Below are 17,293 nucleotides of genomic sequence, written 5' to 3'. Positions count from 1 at the left end.
TCCCCCCCCCGATAACCCCTCAGAACACCGGCACACCGTCCCGGGTCAGCTTCCAGTCCACCGACGCGAACCGACCCGGGTCGACCGTCCCCTTCGCCTTCACCCAACCGATGATCGTGTTCCGGATCTCCTCCGAGTTCGCCCACAACTGCTTGGCACCCGCGATATGCGGGAAATTCCCGCCACCACTCGCCCGGTAGTTGTTCACCGCCAACACGAACTCCGCCTTCGGATCGACATCCTTGCCCTCGAAAGCCAGCTTCACGATGCGCGACCCCGCAGGCTTCGCGATATCGATCTCATACGTCACGCCGTACACCGCGTCATAGTTGTAATCCGGGATCTTCTCCGCATTCGTCAGCTTCGCCGGATCCACCGGCGCACCCGCAGGCGTCTGCACGTAATAGCGCGCCGAGAACTCCAGATACTCCTTCAGCTGCGCACCCGTCAGCAGCCGCGCCTCCAGCGTGTTCTCGAACGGATAAAGCCCCGCCGCGTCCCGGATCGTCACCTCGCCCGCCGGTATCTTCGCCGTCCGCGAGAAACACGACGCCTGCGACAACACCGGCAGCGCCGCGTACGCCCCGCCCGCCAGCGCCTGCGCCACCGTCTCCCGCTGCACCTGGTTGATCAGATCGATGATCGCGACGTCCTTGTACGGGCCCTCGGCCGTGCTCATCGCCGCCGTCGACGTGCCGATGACCTGATTGACGTAGGCGACGACCTTCTCGTGCTCGTCGGCGAGCAGCCGCGTGATCTTCCTGTCCTCCGCCGCCGTATTGGAGTTCAGGACCTTCGCCCCGACCTTCTCCACCGTCCAGCGGCCCTTCGCCCACACCAGATCGAAGTCGAACAGCGTCAGCCGCTGCCCCCACTTCAACGGCTCCGACAACACGACCTTCTTGCCGGTCGCCTTGTTCTCCACGAAATACTCCGGGATCTCCGTGTGCGCGTGCCCCACCAGAATCGCGTCGATCCCCGGCACCTGCTCCGCCACCAGACCCGCCGCGTTCTCCACATACGGCAACTGATCACCGTACGACGACGTACCGCTGGAACCCGAGTGCGCCGACACGATCACGACGTCGGCGCCCATCGAGCGCAGCTTCGGCACCCACTTCGCCGCCTGCTCCTCAAGCCCCGGGAACGTCATCTTCCCCTGGACATTCGCCTTGTCCCAGATCGCGATCCCCGGATTCGTCAGACCGAGCACCGCCACCTTCACATCACGACCGTGCGGAGTACGCAGACGCTTCATGAAGTACGGAGGAAAAGCGGGCCGCTGCGTCTTCGCGTCCAGCGCGTTCGCCCCCAGCAACGGGAAGTCGCACTGCTCCTCGAACTTCCGCAGCACCGGAATCCCGTAGTTGAACTCATGATTGCCGAGCGCCGCCGCGTCGTACCCGATCGCGTTCATCGCCTGCGCCATCGGATGCACCGGACCGCGCTTCGCCGTGATCGGATCCACCTTGGCGTAGTAATACGACAGCTGCGTGCCCTGAATCGTGTCGCCCGCGTCGATCAGCAGCGTGTTCCGGCGGCCCTTCTCCGCACGCACCTCGTCCACCAGCGTGGAGATCTTCGCCAGGCCCACATCGTTGTGATCCTTGTCGTCGAACTCCTTGTCCGTGAAGTAGTCCCAGTTGAAGACATTGCCGTGCAGATCCGTCGTGCCCAGCACGGTGAACGAATACCGCTTCTCCCGCCGGCCGGGCCTCCCCTTCGCCTCGGCCACGGACGGCGCGACAGCCCCACCCGCGATCGCCACACCGACGCCGGTGGCGGCGGACGTGCCCAGGAACTTCCTGCGGTTCAGCGGCATTTCAGTACTCCTCGATCGACCGTAGTAACGCGCGTAGATTCTGACCCCCGAAGCCACACCCGCAACAGACCCCACAGGTTTCGATCCGATGACTGCCCCCCGCCCCCACCTGCTGCGAGAGTGAAGCCATGGACCCCATGAACCCCACGGACACCGCCCCCGCCCCCCACACCCCCTACGGCACCCCCGACGCCCCCCGCGTCGCCGTCCGCGGCGAAGCGCACCTCGAAGTCGACCCCGAAATCGCCCGCATCAGCATCACCATCAGTGCCCGCGGCACCGACCGCCGCGACGCCCTCACCGACCTCACCCGCCGCAACAACACCGCCCTCGACCTCATCAAGACCTACGGCGACACCGTCGAGAACCTCGAAACAGGCGCCCTCTCCATCACCCCCGAACTCACCAAACACGGCCGTGGCGAGCGCATCCGCGCCTACCACGGCCGTGTCCACGTCACCGCCGAACTCACCGACTTCACCGCACTCGGCGAACTCACCACCCGCCTCGCCGACCTCGACCTCACCCGCGTCGAAGGCCCCTGGTGGGCCCTGCGCCCCGACTCACCCACCCACCGCCAAGCCCGCCAACAAGCCGTCCGCGAAGCAGTACAACGAGCCCGCGAATACGCCGAAGCCCTCGGCACCACCCTCGCCGCCCTCACCGAACTCGCCGACATCGGCGCGGACCAACCCACCCCCGCCTACGGCTACGGAGGCCCCGCGGGCGGCATGCGCTCCGCCGCCTACGCAGGCGCAGCCGACCTCGCGGAGGAAGCAGCCCCCCTCGACCTCGAACCACAACGCCAGCACGTCTACGCCCAGGTCAACGCCCGCTTTACCCTCGTCCCGCCACAGCTGACGCCCTGAATGTCCTGAGCGTCCTGAACGGCCTCAGGCCAGCATGCCCCCGTCGACCCGAAGCACCTCACCCGTCACATACGAGGCACGGTCACTCAACAACCACGCGGCCGCCTCGGCGATCTCCCGCGGCTCAGCGCCACGACCCAGCGGCGTCCGCGCATTGAGCGCGTCCACGGTGCCCGGAGACCGCTCCTCCCACTCGAACAACAACTCGGTAAGCGTGGTGCCGGGCGCGACAGCGTTCACACGAATGCCCTCAGGCCCATACGTGGCCGCCGCCGACGCCGTCAGACTGTTCAACGCCCGCTTCACCGCCCCGTACACCGGAAGCTGCGGATTGGCCATCAGAGCACCGACACTGGACGTGTTGACGATGGCCCCCCGCCCCGCCGTCGCACGCATGGCGGCGACTTCCGCGGACATGGCCACCCACGGCCCCTTCAGATTCACGGCGCAGACGTGATCGAAATCAGCCTCCGACAGCTCATCCAGCGGACCGGGCGGCTGACCCGTCGCACCATTGTTGAAAGCCACGTCCAGCCGACCGTACAACTCCACCGCGCGACCGACCGCGGCACGCACACTCGCCGGATCGGCCAGATCACACACCACATGGTCCGCGACACCCCCGGCAGCCCGGATCTCCTCGACCACCGCCCTGAGCTGATCCTCCGAACGCGCCGCCAGCAGCACCCGGGCCCCCTCCTCGGCGAACAACCGCGCCGCGGCGGCACCGATGCCACGCCCGGCACCGCTGATGAAGGCCACCTTCCCGGCGAGCAGCCCCGAAGCCGGGGCGGACGAGACCGACGCCTCGTTCACGGCGTCGTCGTTCAGGGGGTCGTCGTTCATGGTGTCGCTGTTCATGGTGCTGTCCGTGACGTTGTTCATGCCGACGAGCCTGCGCCCCGCCACCCCGCCCATCCAGGCACCAGCAGTACCTGGCTCGGCACCACGACGCCAGGACACACTGGACACGTGGACCGACGAGTACGAGAAGAACTGGGCGACTTCCTGCGCAGCAGACGCGCCCGCATTACCCCCGCCGACGTGGGCATACCCGCCGGCACCCGCCGCCGCACCCCCGGCCTGCGCCGCGAGGAGGTGGCCCAGCTCGCCTTCATCTCACCCGAGTACTACGCACGCCTCGAACAGGCCCGCGCCCCCCACCCCTCCCGCGAAGTACTGACCCAACTCGTCCGCGCCCTGCGCCTCTCGGACGCCGAGCGCGACCACCTCCACCACCTCGCCGGACTTCCCCCCGGCCCACCACCCGGACCCTCCCGAGAAGTACGACAGAGCACCATCGACCTGCTGCACCGGATGCCGGACGCCGCGGCGGTCGTCCTCTCCGCCACCTACGAGGTCATCGCCTGGAACCCCCTGGCAGCCGCCCTCATGGAGGACTTCTCCGCTCTGCCCCCACGCGAACGGAACCTCATCCGACGCGCCTTCCTCACCCCGCACCCGCACGGCCGACGGCTGTACGGCGTCCCAAACGCCGAGGAGTTCGCACGGACCTCCACCCAGCACCTGCGCGCGGCCGCGGCCCGCTACCCCCGCGACCCGGAAGTGAACGGCCTGATCGAAGAACTCCTCGCCGGCAGCGCGGAGTTCACCCGGCTGTGGACCGCCCACGACGTCACCGACCGGCCCACCCCGTGCACGGCCTTCGAGCACCCCCTCGTCGGCACCATCGCCCTCAGATGCGACGTCCTGGACATCACCGACCGGGACCAGCGCGTCCTCATCTACACCGCCACCCCCGGCTCACCGTCGGAGGAGGCACTGCGCCTGCTGTCGGTCGTCGGCACCCAGCGCATGGACGTACCCGGCTGAACCCCGCCCGGTAACCCGCTCATCGGAGCGACGCCGCGCACAATTCAACACTTGTCAATAGCCCTTCACGCAAAGGTTGTTGAGTAGTCACGCCCAACCAATTCTCTACCCACCGGTAGGCCCTAGGCTCGAACCATGCGCCGAGCAAAAATCGTCTGCACCCTGGGCCCCGCCACCGACTCGTACGACCAGATCAAGGCACTGGTCGAAGCCGGAATGGACGTAGCACGCTTCAACCTCAGCCACGGCACCCACGCCGACCACGAGGAGCGCTACCAGCGCGTGCGCAAGGCCTCCGAAGAGACCGGCCGCAGCGTCGGCATCCTCGCCGACCTTCAAGGCCCGAAGATCCGCCTCGGCCGCTTCAGCGAAGGCCCCGTACTCCTTGAACGCGGCGACACCTTCACCATCACCGTAGAAAAAGACATCCAAGGCGACCGCCACCTCTGCGGCACCACCTACGACGGCCTCGCCCAGGACGTCACCAGCGGCGAACGCATCCTCGTCGACGACGGCAAAGTCACCCTGGAAGTCACCCACGTCGACGGCCCCCGCGTCACCACCACCGTCGTCGAGGGCGGCATGGTCTCCGACCACAAGGGCCTCAACCTCCCCGGCGTCGCCGTCTCCGTCCCCGCCCTCTCCGACAAGGACGAAACCGACCTCCGCTGGGCCCTGGCCACCGGATTCGACGTCATCGCCCTCTCCTTCGTCCGCAGCGGACGCGACATCGAGGACGTCCACCGCATCATGGACGAAGAAGGCCGCCGCCTCCCCGTCATCGCCAAGGTCGAAAAACCCCAGGCCGTCGACAACATCGAGGACATCGTGGCCGCCTTCGACGGCATCATGGTCGCCCGCGGCGACCTCGGCGTCGAAATGCCCCTCGAACAAGTCCCGATCGTCCAGAAGCGGGCCATCAAACTCGCCAAGCGCAACGCCAAACCGGTCATCGTCGCCACGCAGATGCTCGACTCGATGATCGACAACTCCCGGCCCACGAGGGCCGAGGCGAGCGACGTGGCCAACGCCGTCATCGACGGCACAGACGCGGTAATGCTCTCCGGCGAGACGAGCGTCGGCAAATACCCCATCGAAACCGTCCGCACCATGGGCCGCATCGTCGAAGCGGCAGAGGAAGACATCCTCGCGAAAGGCCTCCCGGCCCTCACCGAGCGGAACAAACCCCGCACCCAAGGCGGCGCCGTCGCCCGCGCCGCCGCCGAAATGGGCGACTTCCTCGGCGCCAAGTTCCTCGTCGCCTTCACCCAGTCCGGCGACACCGTCCGCCGCCTCTCCCGCTACCGCTCACCCATCCCCCTCCTCGCCTTCACCCCCGACAAGGCCACCCGCTCCCAGCTGAACCTCACCTGGGGCGTGGAGACCTTCCTCGGCCCGCACGTCGACTCCACGGACGCGATGGTCGACCAGGTCGACGAGCTGCTCCTGAAGATCGGCCGCTGCGAGAAGGGCGACGTGGTCGTCATCACGGCCGGCTCCCCGCCGGGGGTGTCGGGCTCGACGAACCTGGTACGGGTGCATCGCATCGGCGAGAGCGAGGACCACGAGTAGGGGTCAGTACTTGCGGCCGACGTGGGCGTCCATGCCCATAGCGCTTCCGTTCCCCGGCAACGACGCGGGTCGTCCAATCGGTGATGCGGCAGCCGTCGGAGTGGATGAGCCTTCGGATGAACTCCCACGAGTGGGCGTCGACGATTTCCTGCTGCCAGGGTTCGAGGGCGATCTTGCGGTCGTGCGCCTTGCCGGGGCCGTGCCGTGACGTACTGGCAGCCCACGCTCTGGACCCGGTAGACCTTGTTGTCCGGGCGTACGGCCTGAATGGCAGCGGCGCATGCGTCGATGAGGCCGGGCCAGGCGTCGGCACACGCGATTCGGAGTGAGTAGACGCCCCGCCGCTGGAGGCTGATGCAGCCGTCGCCGAGGTAGAGCCCGGGTAAGTAGGAGTAGGCGGAGAGGTCGTCAGGCCTGTCCGGTGTGTCGGAGCACCTAGGGCAGGGCCTGCCTCGGCTCCGGCTGAGCGGCTCCGGGCGGGTCTGCCAGGAGCGGATCGCGGCTCGCGAGGTGCCGGTCTCTTTGCTGACAGAGTTCAGGCTGCGACCCTGGCCGACCAGCATCAACGTTCGCCTGCGTGCGCCCATGTCGTACATGGAGTCGAGAATGCTGCGGGAGGCCGCCGCGAGGGGCAGAGGGGGGCGTTACATACACGATCAAGTGACGCAGAGCGATTCTCGCGTGACCTTGAAAAGCAAGGAAAGGTGCCCCAGGTGGGATTCGAACCCACACTGTCCGCTGTTTGAGAGCGGCCTCTCTGACCAGTTGGAGTACTGGGGCCTTAGAAAGGAAGGGTAGCGTTGCCCCCTTGCGTCACCACCTTATCGTAGCTAGGTAGGCTCTGGGGAGTAACACCTTCCCGGCCCGTATCAAGGAGCCCCCGTGACCGCCCCCGAGTCGCCCCAGCCCGCAGACGACGCGTCCGACGACGGCCAGTCGCACGTGCCGCCGCTGACGACCCGCGTCGTCATCGCCGAGGACGAGGCCCTGATCCGGCTCGACCTCAAAGAGATGCTGGAGGAGGAGGGGTACAGCGTCGTGGGCGAGGCCGGTGACGGTGAGAAGGCCGTCGAGCTGGCCCGTGAGCACAAGCCGGACCTCGTGATCCTGGACGTGAAGATGCCGGTCCTTGACGGCATCTCCGCGGCGGAGAAAATCGCCGAGGAGTCCATCGCCCCGGTGCTGATGCTGACCGCGTTCTCGCAGCGCGACCTCGTGGAGAGGGCGCGGGACGCGGGTGCGATGGCGTATCTCGTGAAGCCGTTCAGCAAGAGTGACGTCGTGCCGGCGATCGAGATGGCCGTTTCGCGGTTCACGGAGCTGAAGACGCTGGAGAGGGAGGTCGCGGACCTCTCGCAGCGGCTGGAGACACGGAAGCTGGTGGACCGCGCCAAGTCGATTCTCCAGACCGAGTACGGCCTCACCGAGCCCGCCGCTTTCCGGTGGATCCAGAAGACGTCGATGGACCGCCGGCTTTCGATGCAGCAGGTGGCGGAGGCGGTCATCGAGGACGCCGAGGAGAAGAAGGCGGCGAAGGGCTAGCCCGGAGCGCCCATACGTACGTACGACGAGGCCCGCACCCCTAAGCCGGGGGTGCGGGCCTCGTGCCGTACGAAAGGCGGGCTCAGTCCTCGCCGAGGTACGCCTTCCGCACGGACTCGTCGTGCAGGAGGTCACCCCCCGTGCCCGAGAGGACGATCTTGCCGACCTCCATGACGTGGCCTTCGTCGGCGAGGGAGAGCGCTGCCTGAGCGTTCTGTTCGACGAGGAGGATCGTCGTGCCGCCGGCTTTCAGTTCGGCGATGGTCGCCATGATTTTCTGCATCATGATCGGCGAGAGGCCCATGGAGGGTTCGTCGAGCATGAGGAGTTTGGGCTGGGACATGAGGGCGCGGCCCATGGCGAGCATTTGTTGTTCGCCTCCGGAGAGGGTGCCCGCGGCTTGTTTTCGGCGTTCTCCGAGGATGGGGAAGAGGTCGTAGGCGCGGGTGATGTCTTTTTCGATGCCTGTTTTGTCGGAGCGGAGGTAGGCGCCGAGGCGGAGGTTGTCCTCGATGGTCATGCGGGGAAAGATGTGGCGGCCTTCGGGGGAGTGCGCGAGGCCCAGCGAGACGATTTGGTCGGCGCGGTATTTGCGCAGTGTCCTGCCGTTGAATTTGATCGTGCCGCTGACTGGCTTGAGCAGGCCGGACAGGGTGCGCAGGGTGGTGGTTTTTCCCGCGCCGTTGGTGCCGATGAGGGTGACGACTTTGCCGGCCTCGACGGTGAAGGAGATGCCTTTGACGGCTTCGATCTTGCCGTAGGCGACGCGGAGGTCCTCGACCTCAAGGAGTGCGGTCATCAGTTGTTCTCCTCGAAGGGTTCGCCGAGGTAGGCGGCGATGACGCGGTCGTCCTGCTGGACCGTTTCGCTGGATCCTTCGACGAGTTTTTCGCCCTGGACGAGGACGGCGACGCGGTCGCAGAGGTTGAAGATGAAGCGCATGTCGTGCTCGATGACGAGGACGGCGATGCCCATCTCGCGGATGGCGAGGACGAGTTCCTCGGTGGCGCGGGTTTCCTGGGGGTTCATGCCGGCTGTGGGTTCGTCCAGGAGGAGCAGACCGGGTTCGCTGGCGAGGGCTCGGGCGATTTCCAGCTTGCGTTGTTCGCCGTAGGGGAGGTTCCTGGAGAGGTGTTCGGCTTTGTCGGCGAGGCCGACGAAGTCGAGGAGTTCCATGGCGCGGGCCTTGGAGGCGGCTTCGGCCCTGTGGAAGCCGGGGCCGCGGAGGAGGGCTGACCAGAGGCCTTCTTTGGTGCGGGTGTGGCGGCCGACGAGGACGTTTTCCAGGACGGTCATGTTGGCGAAGAGCCGGATGTTCTGGAAGGTGCGGGCGATGCCGGCTGCGGTGACTTTGAAGGACTTGGCGGGCAGGATGTCGCCTTTGTACCGGACTTCCCCTTCTGTGGGGACGTAGAGGCCGGTGAGGCAGTTGAAGAAGGTGGTTTTGCCGGCGCCGTTGGGGCCGATGAGGCCGACGATTTCGCCGCTGTTGACGGTGAGGTCGACGGATCGTACGGCGGTGAGGCCGCCGAAGCGCATGGTGACGCCGCGGGCGTCGAGGACGGCCTGTCCGGTCGGGGTGCTCGGGGTGGGGCCTTGGGTGGTGGTGTCGGTGGTCATGGGTCAGGCCCCTGTCTTGCTCAGGACGGTGGGCGGTGGTGTCTCGCCGGGGTCGAGTTCGGCTTCGTGGAACTCGAGTTGGCGGCGGCGGTTGGGGATGAGGCCTTCGGGGCGGAAGCGCATGAGGAGGACGAGGGCCAGGCCGAAGGCGAAGAGCTGGTAGTCGCCGAGGAAGGCGAGTTTGTTGGGGATGAGGTAGAGGAGTGCGGCGCCGACGAGGGGTCCGCTGATGGTTCCCATGCCGCCGAGTACGACGGCGGCGAGGAGGAACGCGGAGTTGGGCGGGACGGTGTTGGCGAATTGGTACTGCTCGGGTGTCACGGTGTAGGTGACGTGTGCCTGGACGGTGCCGGCGAGTCCGGCGAGGGAGGCGCCGAGGGCGAAGGCGATGAGTTTGACGCGGAAGCCGTTGATGCCCATGGCGAGTGCGGCGGTCTCGTCCTCGCGGATGGCGACCCAGGCGCGGCCGATGCGGGAGTCGCCGCTGCGGCGGAAGACGAGGACGACGACGAGGGTGATGAGCAGCATCAGGAAGAAGTAGTTGGCGAAGCGGCCGATGGTGAAGCCGCCGATGCTGTGTTCGAGGCCGAAGTCGAAGCCGAAGATCTTCAGGTTGGGGATGGAGGAGATGCCGTTGGACCCGTTGGTGATGTCGGGTCCGGAGGCGCCGTCGCTGTTCATGGCGACGAGGCGGAAGATCTCGCCGAATCCGAGGGTGACGATGGCGAGGTAGTCGCCGCGCAGCCGCAGGGTGGGGGCGCCGATGAGGACGCCGAAGATGAGGGAGGCGGCGGCGCCGACGAGGATGGCGCCCCAGAAGGGGAGGTGGATGTCGAAGGGGGAGGAGGGGGATCCGGAGACCATGGATGCGGCGTAGGCGCCGACGCCGAGGAAGGCGACGTATCCGAGGTCGAGGAGTCCGGCGAGTCCTACGACGATGTTCAGGCCGAGGGCGACGGTGGCGAAGATGAGGATGTAGACGCCGATGGTGGCGTATTGGTCGTCGTTCTGGGTGAAGGGGAAGGCTGCCGCCGCGAGGAAGGCGCCGGTGAGGGTGATGTTGCGGTGGCGTGCGGTGTAGACGGCGACTTGGGCGACGAGGCCGGCTTTGGACAGTGCGGCGAAGCCGAGGGCGACGGAGATGAGGAAGCCGATGAAGAGTTCGTCGTATTCGGTGCCGATGCCGTAGGTGAAGACGAGGAGTCCGGTGGCGAGTGCGGCGACGATGATCAGGATCTCGACGTACGAGGGGAGTTTGCGCGGGGTGGGCGGCGCTTCGGCGGCGAAGGCGCCCTTGAGGGTGGTGAGGCCGTTGCGCAGGCGGTGTTTGAACTGTTCCCAGCCGGTGTCCTCGGGGTCGACCGGGTAGGTCTGGGGCCGTTGGAAGGGCAGGGCGAGGGCGCCGGTGAGGGCGGTGAGGGTGGCGAGGGCGACGATCCAGCCGCCGGGTTCGAGGTTGGCGAGTCCGCCGAGTTTGGTGCTGATGGCGAGGATCGTGTACCAGGCGGTGGCGAAGGCGGCGAGTGCGGCGTATTTGAGGGCGGCGTCCGCGTTGCCGGGGGTGAGGGCGCGCAGGCCTTTGATGCCGTAGGAGGCGAGGCCGAACAGTGTGGTGAGGGCGCCGGTGATGAGGACGAGCCATTGGAGGCCGCCGGGGTAGCCGTAGACGGTGAGGTCGCCGGGGAAGGCGGCGGTCCAGGTCCAGGCGAGGAAGGCGGAGACGACGGTGAGTGCGCCGCCGCCGGTGGCCATGGCGCGGGCGGGTCCGACGGGCAGGGGGATGAGGCCCGTGGGGGCGTTCTCCTTGCGGGGGGCGTCGGTTGCTGTGGTGTGTGTGGTCATGGTGGTCACGCCCTGTCCGCGACGCGCTCGCCGAGGAGGCCTTGTGGCCTGACGAGGAGGACGACGATGAGGAGTACGAACGCCCAGACATCGGCCCAGGACTGGCCGCCGAGCTTGTCCATGCCGGGGATGTCGTTCATGTAGGCGGTGGCCATGGCTTCGGCGACGCCGAGGACGAGTCCGCCGATCATGGCTCCGTAGATGTTGCCGATGCCGCCGAGGACGGCCGCGGTGAAGGCTTTGAGGCCCCAGAGGAAGCCCATGCGGAAGTTGACTTCGCCGTAGCGGAAGCCGTAGGCGATGGCGGCGATTCCGGCGAAGGCGGCGCCGAGGGCGAAGGCGACGACGATGACGCGGTCGGTGTTGACGCCCATGAGTTTGGCGGTGTCGGGGTCCTGGGCTGTGGCTTGCATGCCGCGGCCGACGCGGGTCTTCATGACGAACCAGCCGAGGGCGAACATGCAGATGGGGGCGGCGACGACGAGGAAGAGGTCGCCGGGCTGGATGGTGACGCTGCCCATGTGGATGGAGTCGCCGGGGATCTCGGGGAAGGTGCGGGAGGACTTGGCGTTGGGGTACCAGGCCCAGACGGCTTGCTGGAGGGCGAGCGAGAGCCCGATGGCGGTGATGAGGGGTGCGAGCCGTGGGGCGCCGCGCAGGGGGCGGTAGGCGAAGCGTTCGGCTCCGATGGCGATGGTGGTGGAGACGATGATGGCGCCTATGAGCATGAGGGGGATGGCCACCCACATGGTGGTGCCGCCGGGGAGCCAGAGCCAGACGGTGAGGGCGCCGAAGCCGCCGACCATGAAGATCTCGCCGTGGGCGAAGTTGATGAGCTGGACGATGCCGTAGACCATGGTGTAGCCGATGGCGATCAGGCCGTACATGGATCCCAGTAGCAGGCCGTTGACCAGCTGTTGCGGCAGTTCGTGCACCGCAGGTCCTCCGAGTCTTCCGAGCGACGGTTTTCGTGTGCGACGGATACGGCTCCGCTGCGACGGTCGGGTTGTCGCGGCGTCGGATGTGACGCCGCGCGGGGCGCTGTCGGGCGGCGCTCCGCGCGGCGGTGTCGTGCTGCGGTGTGGGTCAGCCGGTGTAGGTGCCGGACTTGACGGGCTTCCAGCCCTTTGCCGGGTCCGAGGTGTCCGTGACCTGGTAGACGGTGAGCTGCTTGTTGGTGGCGTCGCCGTATTCGTCGAAGGAGACCTTGCCGGTCACGCCATCGAAGGAGACGTCCTGCATGGCGTCAACGATCTTGGCGCGGGCGTCGGAGGGCAGCTTGCCGTCGTTGTCCTCGACGACCTTCTTGACGGCCTCGATGATGGCCCAGGCGCTGTCGTAGGAGTAGCCGCCGTAGGCCTCGTAGGCCTCCTTGTAGCCGGCCTTCTCGTAGTTGGCGATGAACTCCTTGGCGGAGGGCAGCTGTTCGACGGGCTGGCCGACGGAGGTGGCGTAGTCGCCCTTGCCGTCCTTGCCCGCGAGCTTGATGAAGTCGGCGCTGTAGATGCCGTCGCCGCCGGCGAGGGGGATCTTGGCTCCGGCCTTCTTCATCTGCTTGCTGAGGGGACCCGCGGCGGGGTATTCGCCGCCGTAGTAGACGACGTCGGCGTCGGAGTTGCGGATCTTGGTGGCGACGGCGCCGAAGTCCTTGGTGTCGGGGTTGACGTGTTCGGTGCCGGCGACCTTGCCGCCGAGCTTGGTGAACTCGTCCTTGAAGGTGGCGGCGAGGCCGGCGCCGTAGGTCTTCTTGTCGTCGATGACGAAGACCTTCTTCTTCTTGGCCGTGTTGTACAGGTACTGCGCGGCGAAGGGGCCCTGGATGGCGTCGGTGGTGGCCGTGCGGAAGTAGGCCTTGTACGGGCGTACCTTCTTGCCGCCGTTCCAGTCCGGGCCCTGGGTCATGGCCGGGTTGGTGTTGGCGGGGGAGACCTGGACGAGTTTGGCGTCGTCGAAGACCTTCTGCATGGACTCGCCGACGGAGGAGTTCAGGGGGCCGACGGCGCCGAGGAGGTCCTTGTTGGCGACGAACTTGGTGGCGTTCGTCTGGCCCGAGGAGGGCTGGCCCTGGTCGTCGGCGGCTTCCATCTTGAAGTTGATGCCGTCGACGTGGTTCTTGGCGTTGGCCTGCTTGATGGCGAGGTCGACGGAGTTGCGGATGCCGAGGCCGAGCGCGGAGAGGTCACCGGTCAGTGGCGCGTCGACGCCGATGACCACGGTGGTCTCACTGCCCCCGCCGCCGTCCTTGTCCTTGCTGTCGTCACGCGAGCCACATGCGGTGAGGGTGAGCGCCCCCGCGGTGAGCGCGGCGGTGATGGCTATGAGCGAACGTTGACGCACGATCAGTCCTTTCCCCTGGCACGGCTGCCCCTGGTTGGAACGCCGAGTCGAGCGCGGAACCGAACTGAGAGGAATCCGGTGGGCGCGGTGACTGGCCGTGACTCTAAGGGCGCCTTTGTGCCAGGTGGAGTGGTCAGACCAAGGCTGTGACGCTCTTGTTATGCCACGGAGTATTCCGGGCTGGAACGCGGGGGGCGGTTGAGGCTGAATCCGACCTTGTTCGGTGGATCTCGACGTATCCACATGCTGAGAATCTCCAGGACAAGTGGCAGGAGCGTAATTGCCTTTGGCTCATGACGCACGTGTTCGTGGGCATGCGGCGGTCAGAGCGGCGGAAAGATCATTCGCGTATTCCGGACCGAGGATGTAACTCTGCCTCTCGTTTGCGCGCGTATTACGCAGCGTTACTTCGAGGAAAGGGAGCCTGGCATTCCGTGGCACTTCTCCGCATTCGCGAATGTGCATGGTGATGATCGACTTCCGGGGTGTTCCCGTTTTCAACGTGAATGGGGTGCGAGGGGAGGTGTCCACCGAAAGCGCCGCCGAGGGCTGGGCGATCCGGCGGACGGTCACCGGAGGTCCGGACGTCTGGGAGAACCTGACGGCGAAGGTGAAGTTCCGCTCGCCGGGCCGGGGGCGGGACATCTCGTCCGTGTACGTCACCGACACGCTCTGCGACGGCCAGGGCGCGGGCGGCCCGGGGGGCGGCTGCGGCCGGGTCAGGTACAGGCTCACCCCGGCCGCGGCGAGGATCAGGGCCGACGTGCCGGCGATGGCCGTACGGCGGTGGCGCAGCCGGCGCGGAGTGAGCCGTAACGGCTCGGGGGCCGCGGCCTCGTGGTCGTAGGTGTCCTCGCCCGGCTCGATGGGCCCGATGGCGTTCACGTCCGCGGCCCATCGGGCGGGTGTACGAGGGTGAGGGCGAGCGCACTGAGCCGTATTCGGTGCCTCATGCGCCGACGCTAGACCGGAGCCGCACGCCCCGGCAATGCGTGTGCGCCCGCCCTGTTCCCGCTCGGGGCCGGGTCAGCCGGCCGCGGCCTCGGCGCCGTTGCCGGGGGCGTCCCGCAGCATGCACGTCAGGCGCGCGCTGCACACCCGCTTGCCCTGCTGGTCGGTGATCACGATCTCGTACGTGGCCGTGGAGCGGCCCCGGTGCACGGGCGTCGCCACGCCGGTGACCAGACCGGAGCGCGCCCCGCGGTGGTGGGTGCAGTTCAGGTCGACGCCGACGGCGAGCTTGGTGATGCCGCCGTGCAGCATCGCGCCGATCGAGCCGAGGGTCTCGGCGAGGACCGCGGAGGCGCCGCCGTGCAGCAGGCCGTAGGGCTGGGTGTTGCCCTCGACCGGCATGGTGCCGACGACGCGCTCCGCCGAGGCCTCCAGGATCTGGACGCCCATGCGGGTGCCGAGGTGGCCCGCCGAGAACAGGGAGGGCAGATCGACACCGAGCGAGGCGTACTCGTCGATGACCTCTTGCGGGAACTTCACGCTGTGCTGCTCGCCCATGGGGCCCGGCTCCGTTCGTTCGACGTCGTCACCTGTCGCTGAGCGAACGCTCAGTCGACCGTCGATTGTTCCAGGCGAACCACGACGGACTTGCTGGCAGGGGTGTTACTGGTGTCCGCGGTGGCGTCCAGCGGCACCAGGACGTTCGTCTCGGGGTAGTAGGCGGCGGCGCACCCCCGGGCCGTGGGGTAGTGCACGACGCGGAAGCCGGGCGCACGGCGCTCCACACCGTCCTGCCACTCGCTGACCAGGTCGGCGTACGTGCCGTCGGCGAGGCCCAGCTCCTGGGCGTCGGCGGGGTTGACCAGGACGACGCGGCGGCCGTTCCTGATGCCGCGGTAACGGTCGTCGAGGCCGTAGATGGTGGTGTTGTACTGGTCGTGGGAGCGCAGGGTCTGGAGCAGCAGCCGTCCCTCGGGGACGGCGGGGAACTCGACGGGCGCGGCCGTGAAGTTGGCCTTGCCGGTGGTGGTGGGGAAGCGGCGCTCGTCGCGGGGGGCGTGCGGCAGGGTGAAGCCGCCGGGGTGTGCCACGCGCGCGTTGAAGTCGTCGAAACCGGGGATGACGCGCGCGATGCGGTCGCGGATGGTGGCGTAGTCCTTCTCGAACTCCTCCCAGGGGGTGTGGGAGGCGGTGCCGAGGACGCGGCGGGCGAGGCGGCAGACGATGGCGGGCTCGGAGAGCAGCTGGTCGCTCGCGGGCTTCAGGCGGCCGCGGGAGGCGTGCACCATGCCCATGGAGTCCTCGACGGTCACGAACTGCTCGCCGCCGGCCTGGACATCGCGCTCGGTGCGGCCGAGGGTCGGCAGGATGAGGGCGCGCGCGCCGGTGACGGTGTGCGAGCGGTTCAGCTTGGTGGAGACGTGCACGGTCAGGCGGGCCTTGCGCATCGCCGCCTCGGTGACGTCGGTGTCGGGGGAGGCCGCCACGAAGTTGCCGCCCATCGCGAAGAAGACCTTCGCCTCGCCGTCGCGCAGGGCGCGGATGGCGCGGACGACGTCCAGGCCGTGATGGCGGGGCGGCGCGAAGCCGAACTCCTTCTCCAGGGCGTCGAGGAAGGCGGGTGCGGGCCGTTCGAAGATGCCCATCGTGCGGTCGCCCTGCACGTTCGAATGGCCGCGCACCGGGCAGACGCCGGCGCCGGGGCGGCCGATGTTGCCGCGCAGCAGAAGGAAGTTGACGACTTCGCGGATGGTCGGCACGGAGTGCTTGTGCTGGGTGAGCCCCATCGCCCAGCACACGACGGTGCGCCGGGAGGCGAGCACCATGCGCAGGGCTTCCTCGATGCGGGCGCGGTCCAGGCCGGTGGCCCTGAGGGTGTCGTCCCAGTCGGCCGCGCGAGCGGCGGCGGCGAACTCCTCGTACCCATGGGTGTGTTCGCGTACGAACTCCTCGTCGACGGCGCCCTCGGTCTGGAGGATCAGTTTGTTGAGGAGGCGGAAGAGGGCCTGGTCGCCGCCGAGGCGGATCTGGAGGAAGAGGTCGGTGAGGGCGGTGCCCTTGACCATGCCCTGGGGGGTCTGCGGGTTCTTGAAGCGCTCCATGCCCGCTTCGGGCAGGGGGTTGACCGTGATGATCCTCGCGCCGTTGTTCTTGGCCTTCTCCAGGGCGGAGAGCATGCGCGGGTGGTTCGTGCCCGGGTTCTGCCCGGCGACGATGATCAGGTCCGACTTGTAGAGGTCCTCCAGCAGGACGCTGCCCTTGCCGACGCCGATGGTCTCGGTGAGCGCGGAGCCGGACGACTCATGGCACATGTTCGAACAGTCGGGGAGGTTGTTCGTGCCCAGCTCGCGGGCGAAGAGCTGGTAGAGGAACGCCGCTTCGTTGCTGGTGCGCCCGGAGGTGTAGAAGACGGACTCGTCCGGGCTGTCGAGGGCGGCGATCTCCTCGGCGACGATGTCGAAGGCCCGCTCCCAGGAGACGGGTTCGTACCGCTCGGCGCCCTCCGCCAGGTACATGGGGTGGGTGAGGCGGCCCTGCTGGCCCAGCCAGTACCCGCTGCGGGTGGAGAGGTCGGCGACGGGGTGCGCGGTGAAGAAGTCGGGGGTGACGCGGCGCAGCGTGGCTTCCTCGGCGACCGCCTTCGCGCCGTTCTCGCAGAACTCCGCCTTGTGCCGGTGGTCCGGCTCGGGCCAGGCGCAGCCGGGGCAGTCGAAGCCGTCCTTCTGATTGACCCGCAGCAGGGTCAGCGCGGTGCGGCGCACGCCCATCTGCCGCTGGGCGGTCCGCAGGGTGTGACCGATGGCGGGCAGCCCCGCCGCCGCGTGCTGGGCCTCGGCGACCTGCGGCGCGTCCTGGACCGGATCGCCCTTGGGCGGCTTGCTTGCCATGGTCGGCTCCCCTTCGA

The 17,293-nt window shown here is 67.8% G+C and carries 14 protein-coding genes, 1 tRNA gene and 1 pseudogene; 5 read left to right on the top strand and 11 right to left on the bottom strand.

Annotated elements, in window-relative coordinates; translation table 11 throughout:
- Nucleotides 1-19 precede the first annotated feature (19 nt).
- On the bottom strand, nucleotides 20-1,822 hold the full coding sequence (locus CP975_RS08670; protein WP_055534582.1) for a bifunctional metallophosphatase/5'-nucleotidase: 1,803 nt from the start codon (nucleotides 1,820-1,822) through the stop codon (nucleotides 20-22).
- 128 nt (nucleotides 1,823-1,950) lie between these two features.
- Between CP975_RS08670 and CP975_RS08665 the strand changes: the two genes are divergently transcribed.
- Nucleotides 1,951-2,691 carry an SIMPL domain-containing protein gene (locus CP975_RS08665; protein WP_425474233.1) on the top strand — a complete coding sequence of 247 codons (741 nt, stop codon included), beginning with the start codon at nucleotides 1,951-1,953 and terminating at the stop codon, nucleotides 2,689-2,691.
- 24 nt (nucleotides 2,692-2,715) lie between these two features.
- Here CP975_RS08665 and CP975_RS08660 read toward each other — a convergent pair whose 3' ends face one another.
- The gene (locus CP975_RS08660) at nucleotides 2,716-3,537 is read right to left on the bottom strand and encodes an SDR family NAD(P)-dependent oxidoreductase (RefSeq protein WP_055536237.1); all 822 of its coding nucleotides are present in this window, start codon (nucleotides 3,535-3,537) and stop codon (nucleotides 2,716-2,718) included.
- A gap of 126 nt (nucleotides 3,538-3,663) precedes the next feature.
- On the opposite strand from CP975_RS08660, the gene CP975_RS08655 reads away from it, so the two are divergent.
- Nucleotides 3,664-4,524: a helix-turn-helix transcriptional regulator gene (locus CP975_RS08655; RefSeq protein WP_055531739.1), complete on the top strand. Its 861-nt coding sequence runs from the start codon at nucleotides 3,664-3,666 to the stop codon at nucleotides 4,522-4,524.
- Nucleotides 4,525-4,659: 135 nt separating this feature from the next.
- Nucleotides 4,660-6,096 carry a pyruvate kinase gene (pyk, locus tag CP975_RS08650; protein WP_055531737.1) on the top strand — a complete coding sequence of 479 codons (1,437 nt, stop codon included), beginning with the start codon at nucleotides 4,660-4,662 and terminating at the stop codon, nucleotides 6,094-6,096.
- A 25-nt stretch (nucleotides 6,097-6,121) separates the two neighbouring features.
- Here pyk and CP975_RS35705 read toward each other — a convergent pair.
- Both CP975_RS35705 and CP975_RS08640 read right to left on the bottom strand, forming a co-directional pair.
- Nucleotides 6,122-6,692 (bottom strand): annotated as a pseudogene (locus tag CP975_RS35705) (transcriptional regulator); the annotation flags it as partial.
- Nucleotides 6,693-6,801: 109 nt separating this feature from the next.
- A tRNA-Leu gene (locus CP975_RS08640) sits at nucleotides 6,802-6,876 on the bottom strand.
- A gap of 102 nt (nucleotides 6,877-6,978) precedes the next feature.
- On the opposite strand from CP975_RS08640, the gene CP975_RS08635 reads away from it, so the two are divergent.
- On the top strand, nucleotides 6,979-7,638 hold the full coding sequence (locus tag CP975_RS08635; protein ID WP_055531735.1) for an ANTAR domain-containing response regulator: 660 nt from the start codon (nucleotides 6,979-6,981) through the stop codon (nucleotides 7,636-7,638).
- Nucleotides 7,639-7,720: 82 nt separating this feature from the next.
- Here the strand turns inward: CP975_RS08635 and CP975_RS08630 are convergent, their stop codons facing one another.
- From CP975_RS08630 to CP975_RS08610, 5 genes are all read right to left on the bottom strand, one after another.
- Nucleotides 7,721-8,437: an ABC transporter ATP-binding protein gene (locus tag CP975_RS08630; protein ID WP_055531733.1), complete on the bottom strand. Its 717-nt coding sequence runs from the start codon at nucleotides 8,435-8,437 to the stop codon at nucleotides 7,721-7,723.
- A complete protein-coding gene (locus CP975_RS08625) occupies nucleotides 8,437-9,258 on the bottom strand; it encodes an ABC transporter ATP-binding protein (protein WP_246201434.1) in 822 nt (273 codons plus the stop codon). Before CP975_RS08625 ends, CP975_RS08630 begins: the two co-directional genes overlap by 1 nt.
- A 3-nt stretch (nucleotides 9,259-9,261) precedes the next feature.
- Nucleotides 9,262-11,100, bottom strand: a complete 1,839-nt coding sequence (locus CP975_RS08620; RefSeq protein WP_055531751.1) for a branched-chain amino acid ABC transporter permease — start codon at nucleotides 11,098-11,100, stop codon at nucleotides 9,262-9,264.
- A gap of 5 nt (nucleotides 11,101-11,105) precedes the next feature.
- Complete coding sequence (locus tag CP975_RS08615) at nucleotides 11,106-12,035, bottom strand: branched-chain amino acid ABC transporter permease (protein WP_030794276.1); 930 nt, start codon at nucleotides 12,033-12,035, stop codon at nucleotides 11,106-11,108.
- 151 nt (nucleotides 12,036-12,186) lie between these two features.
- Complete coding sequence (locus CP975_RS08610; protein WP_055531731.1) at nucleotides 12,187-13,437, bottom strand: branched-chain amino acid ABC transporter substrate-binding protein; 1,251 nt, start codon at nucleotides 13,435-13,437, stop codon at nucleotides 12,187-12,189.
- Nucleotides 13,438-13,960: 523 nt separating this feature from the next.
- Here CP975_RS08610 and CP975_RS34975 point away from each other — a divergent pair.
- Complete coding sequence (locus CP975_RS34975) at nucleotides 13,961-14,284, top strand: hypothetical protein (protein WP_167532675.1); 324 nt, start codon at nucleotides 13,961-13,963, stop codon at nucleotides 14,282-14,284.
- Nucleotides 14,285-14,463: 179 nt separating this feature from the next.
- Here CP975_RS34975 and CP975_RS08600 read toward each other — a convergent pair whose 3' ends face one another.
- Nucleotides 14,464-14,946 (bottom strand): PaaI family thioesterase, encoded by a 483-nt coding sequence (locus CP975_RS08600; protein WP_055531728.1) that lies wholly within the window; start codon nucleotides 14,944-14,946, stop codon nucleotides 14,464-14,466.
- Nucleotides 14,947-14,996: 50 nt separating this feature from the next.
- Entirely contained in the window at nucleotides 14,997-17,276 is a 2,280-nt protein-coding gene (locus tag CP975_RS08595; RefSeq protein WP_055531749.1) for an FdhF/YdeP family oxidoreductase, read from the bottom strand.
- Nucleotides 17,277-17,293 lie beyond the last annotated feature (17 nt).

Source organism: Streptomyces alboniger, assembly GCF_008704395.1.
GTDB classification, from domain to species: domain Bacteria; phylum Actinomycetota; class Actinomycetes; order Streptomycetales; family Streptomycetaceae; genus Streptomyces; species Streptomyces alboniger.
The sequence above is the reverse complement of the archived record's forward strand: the minus strand, read 5'-3'. Positions and strand labels throughout refer to the sequence as shown.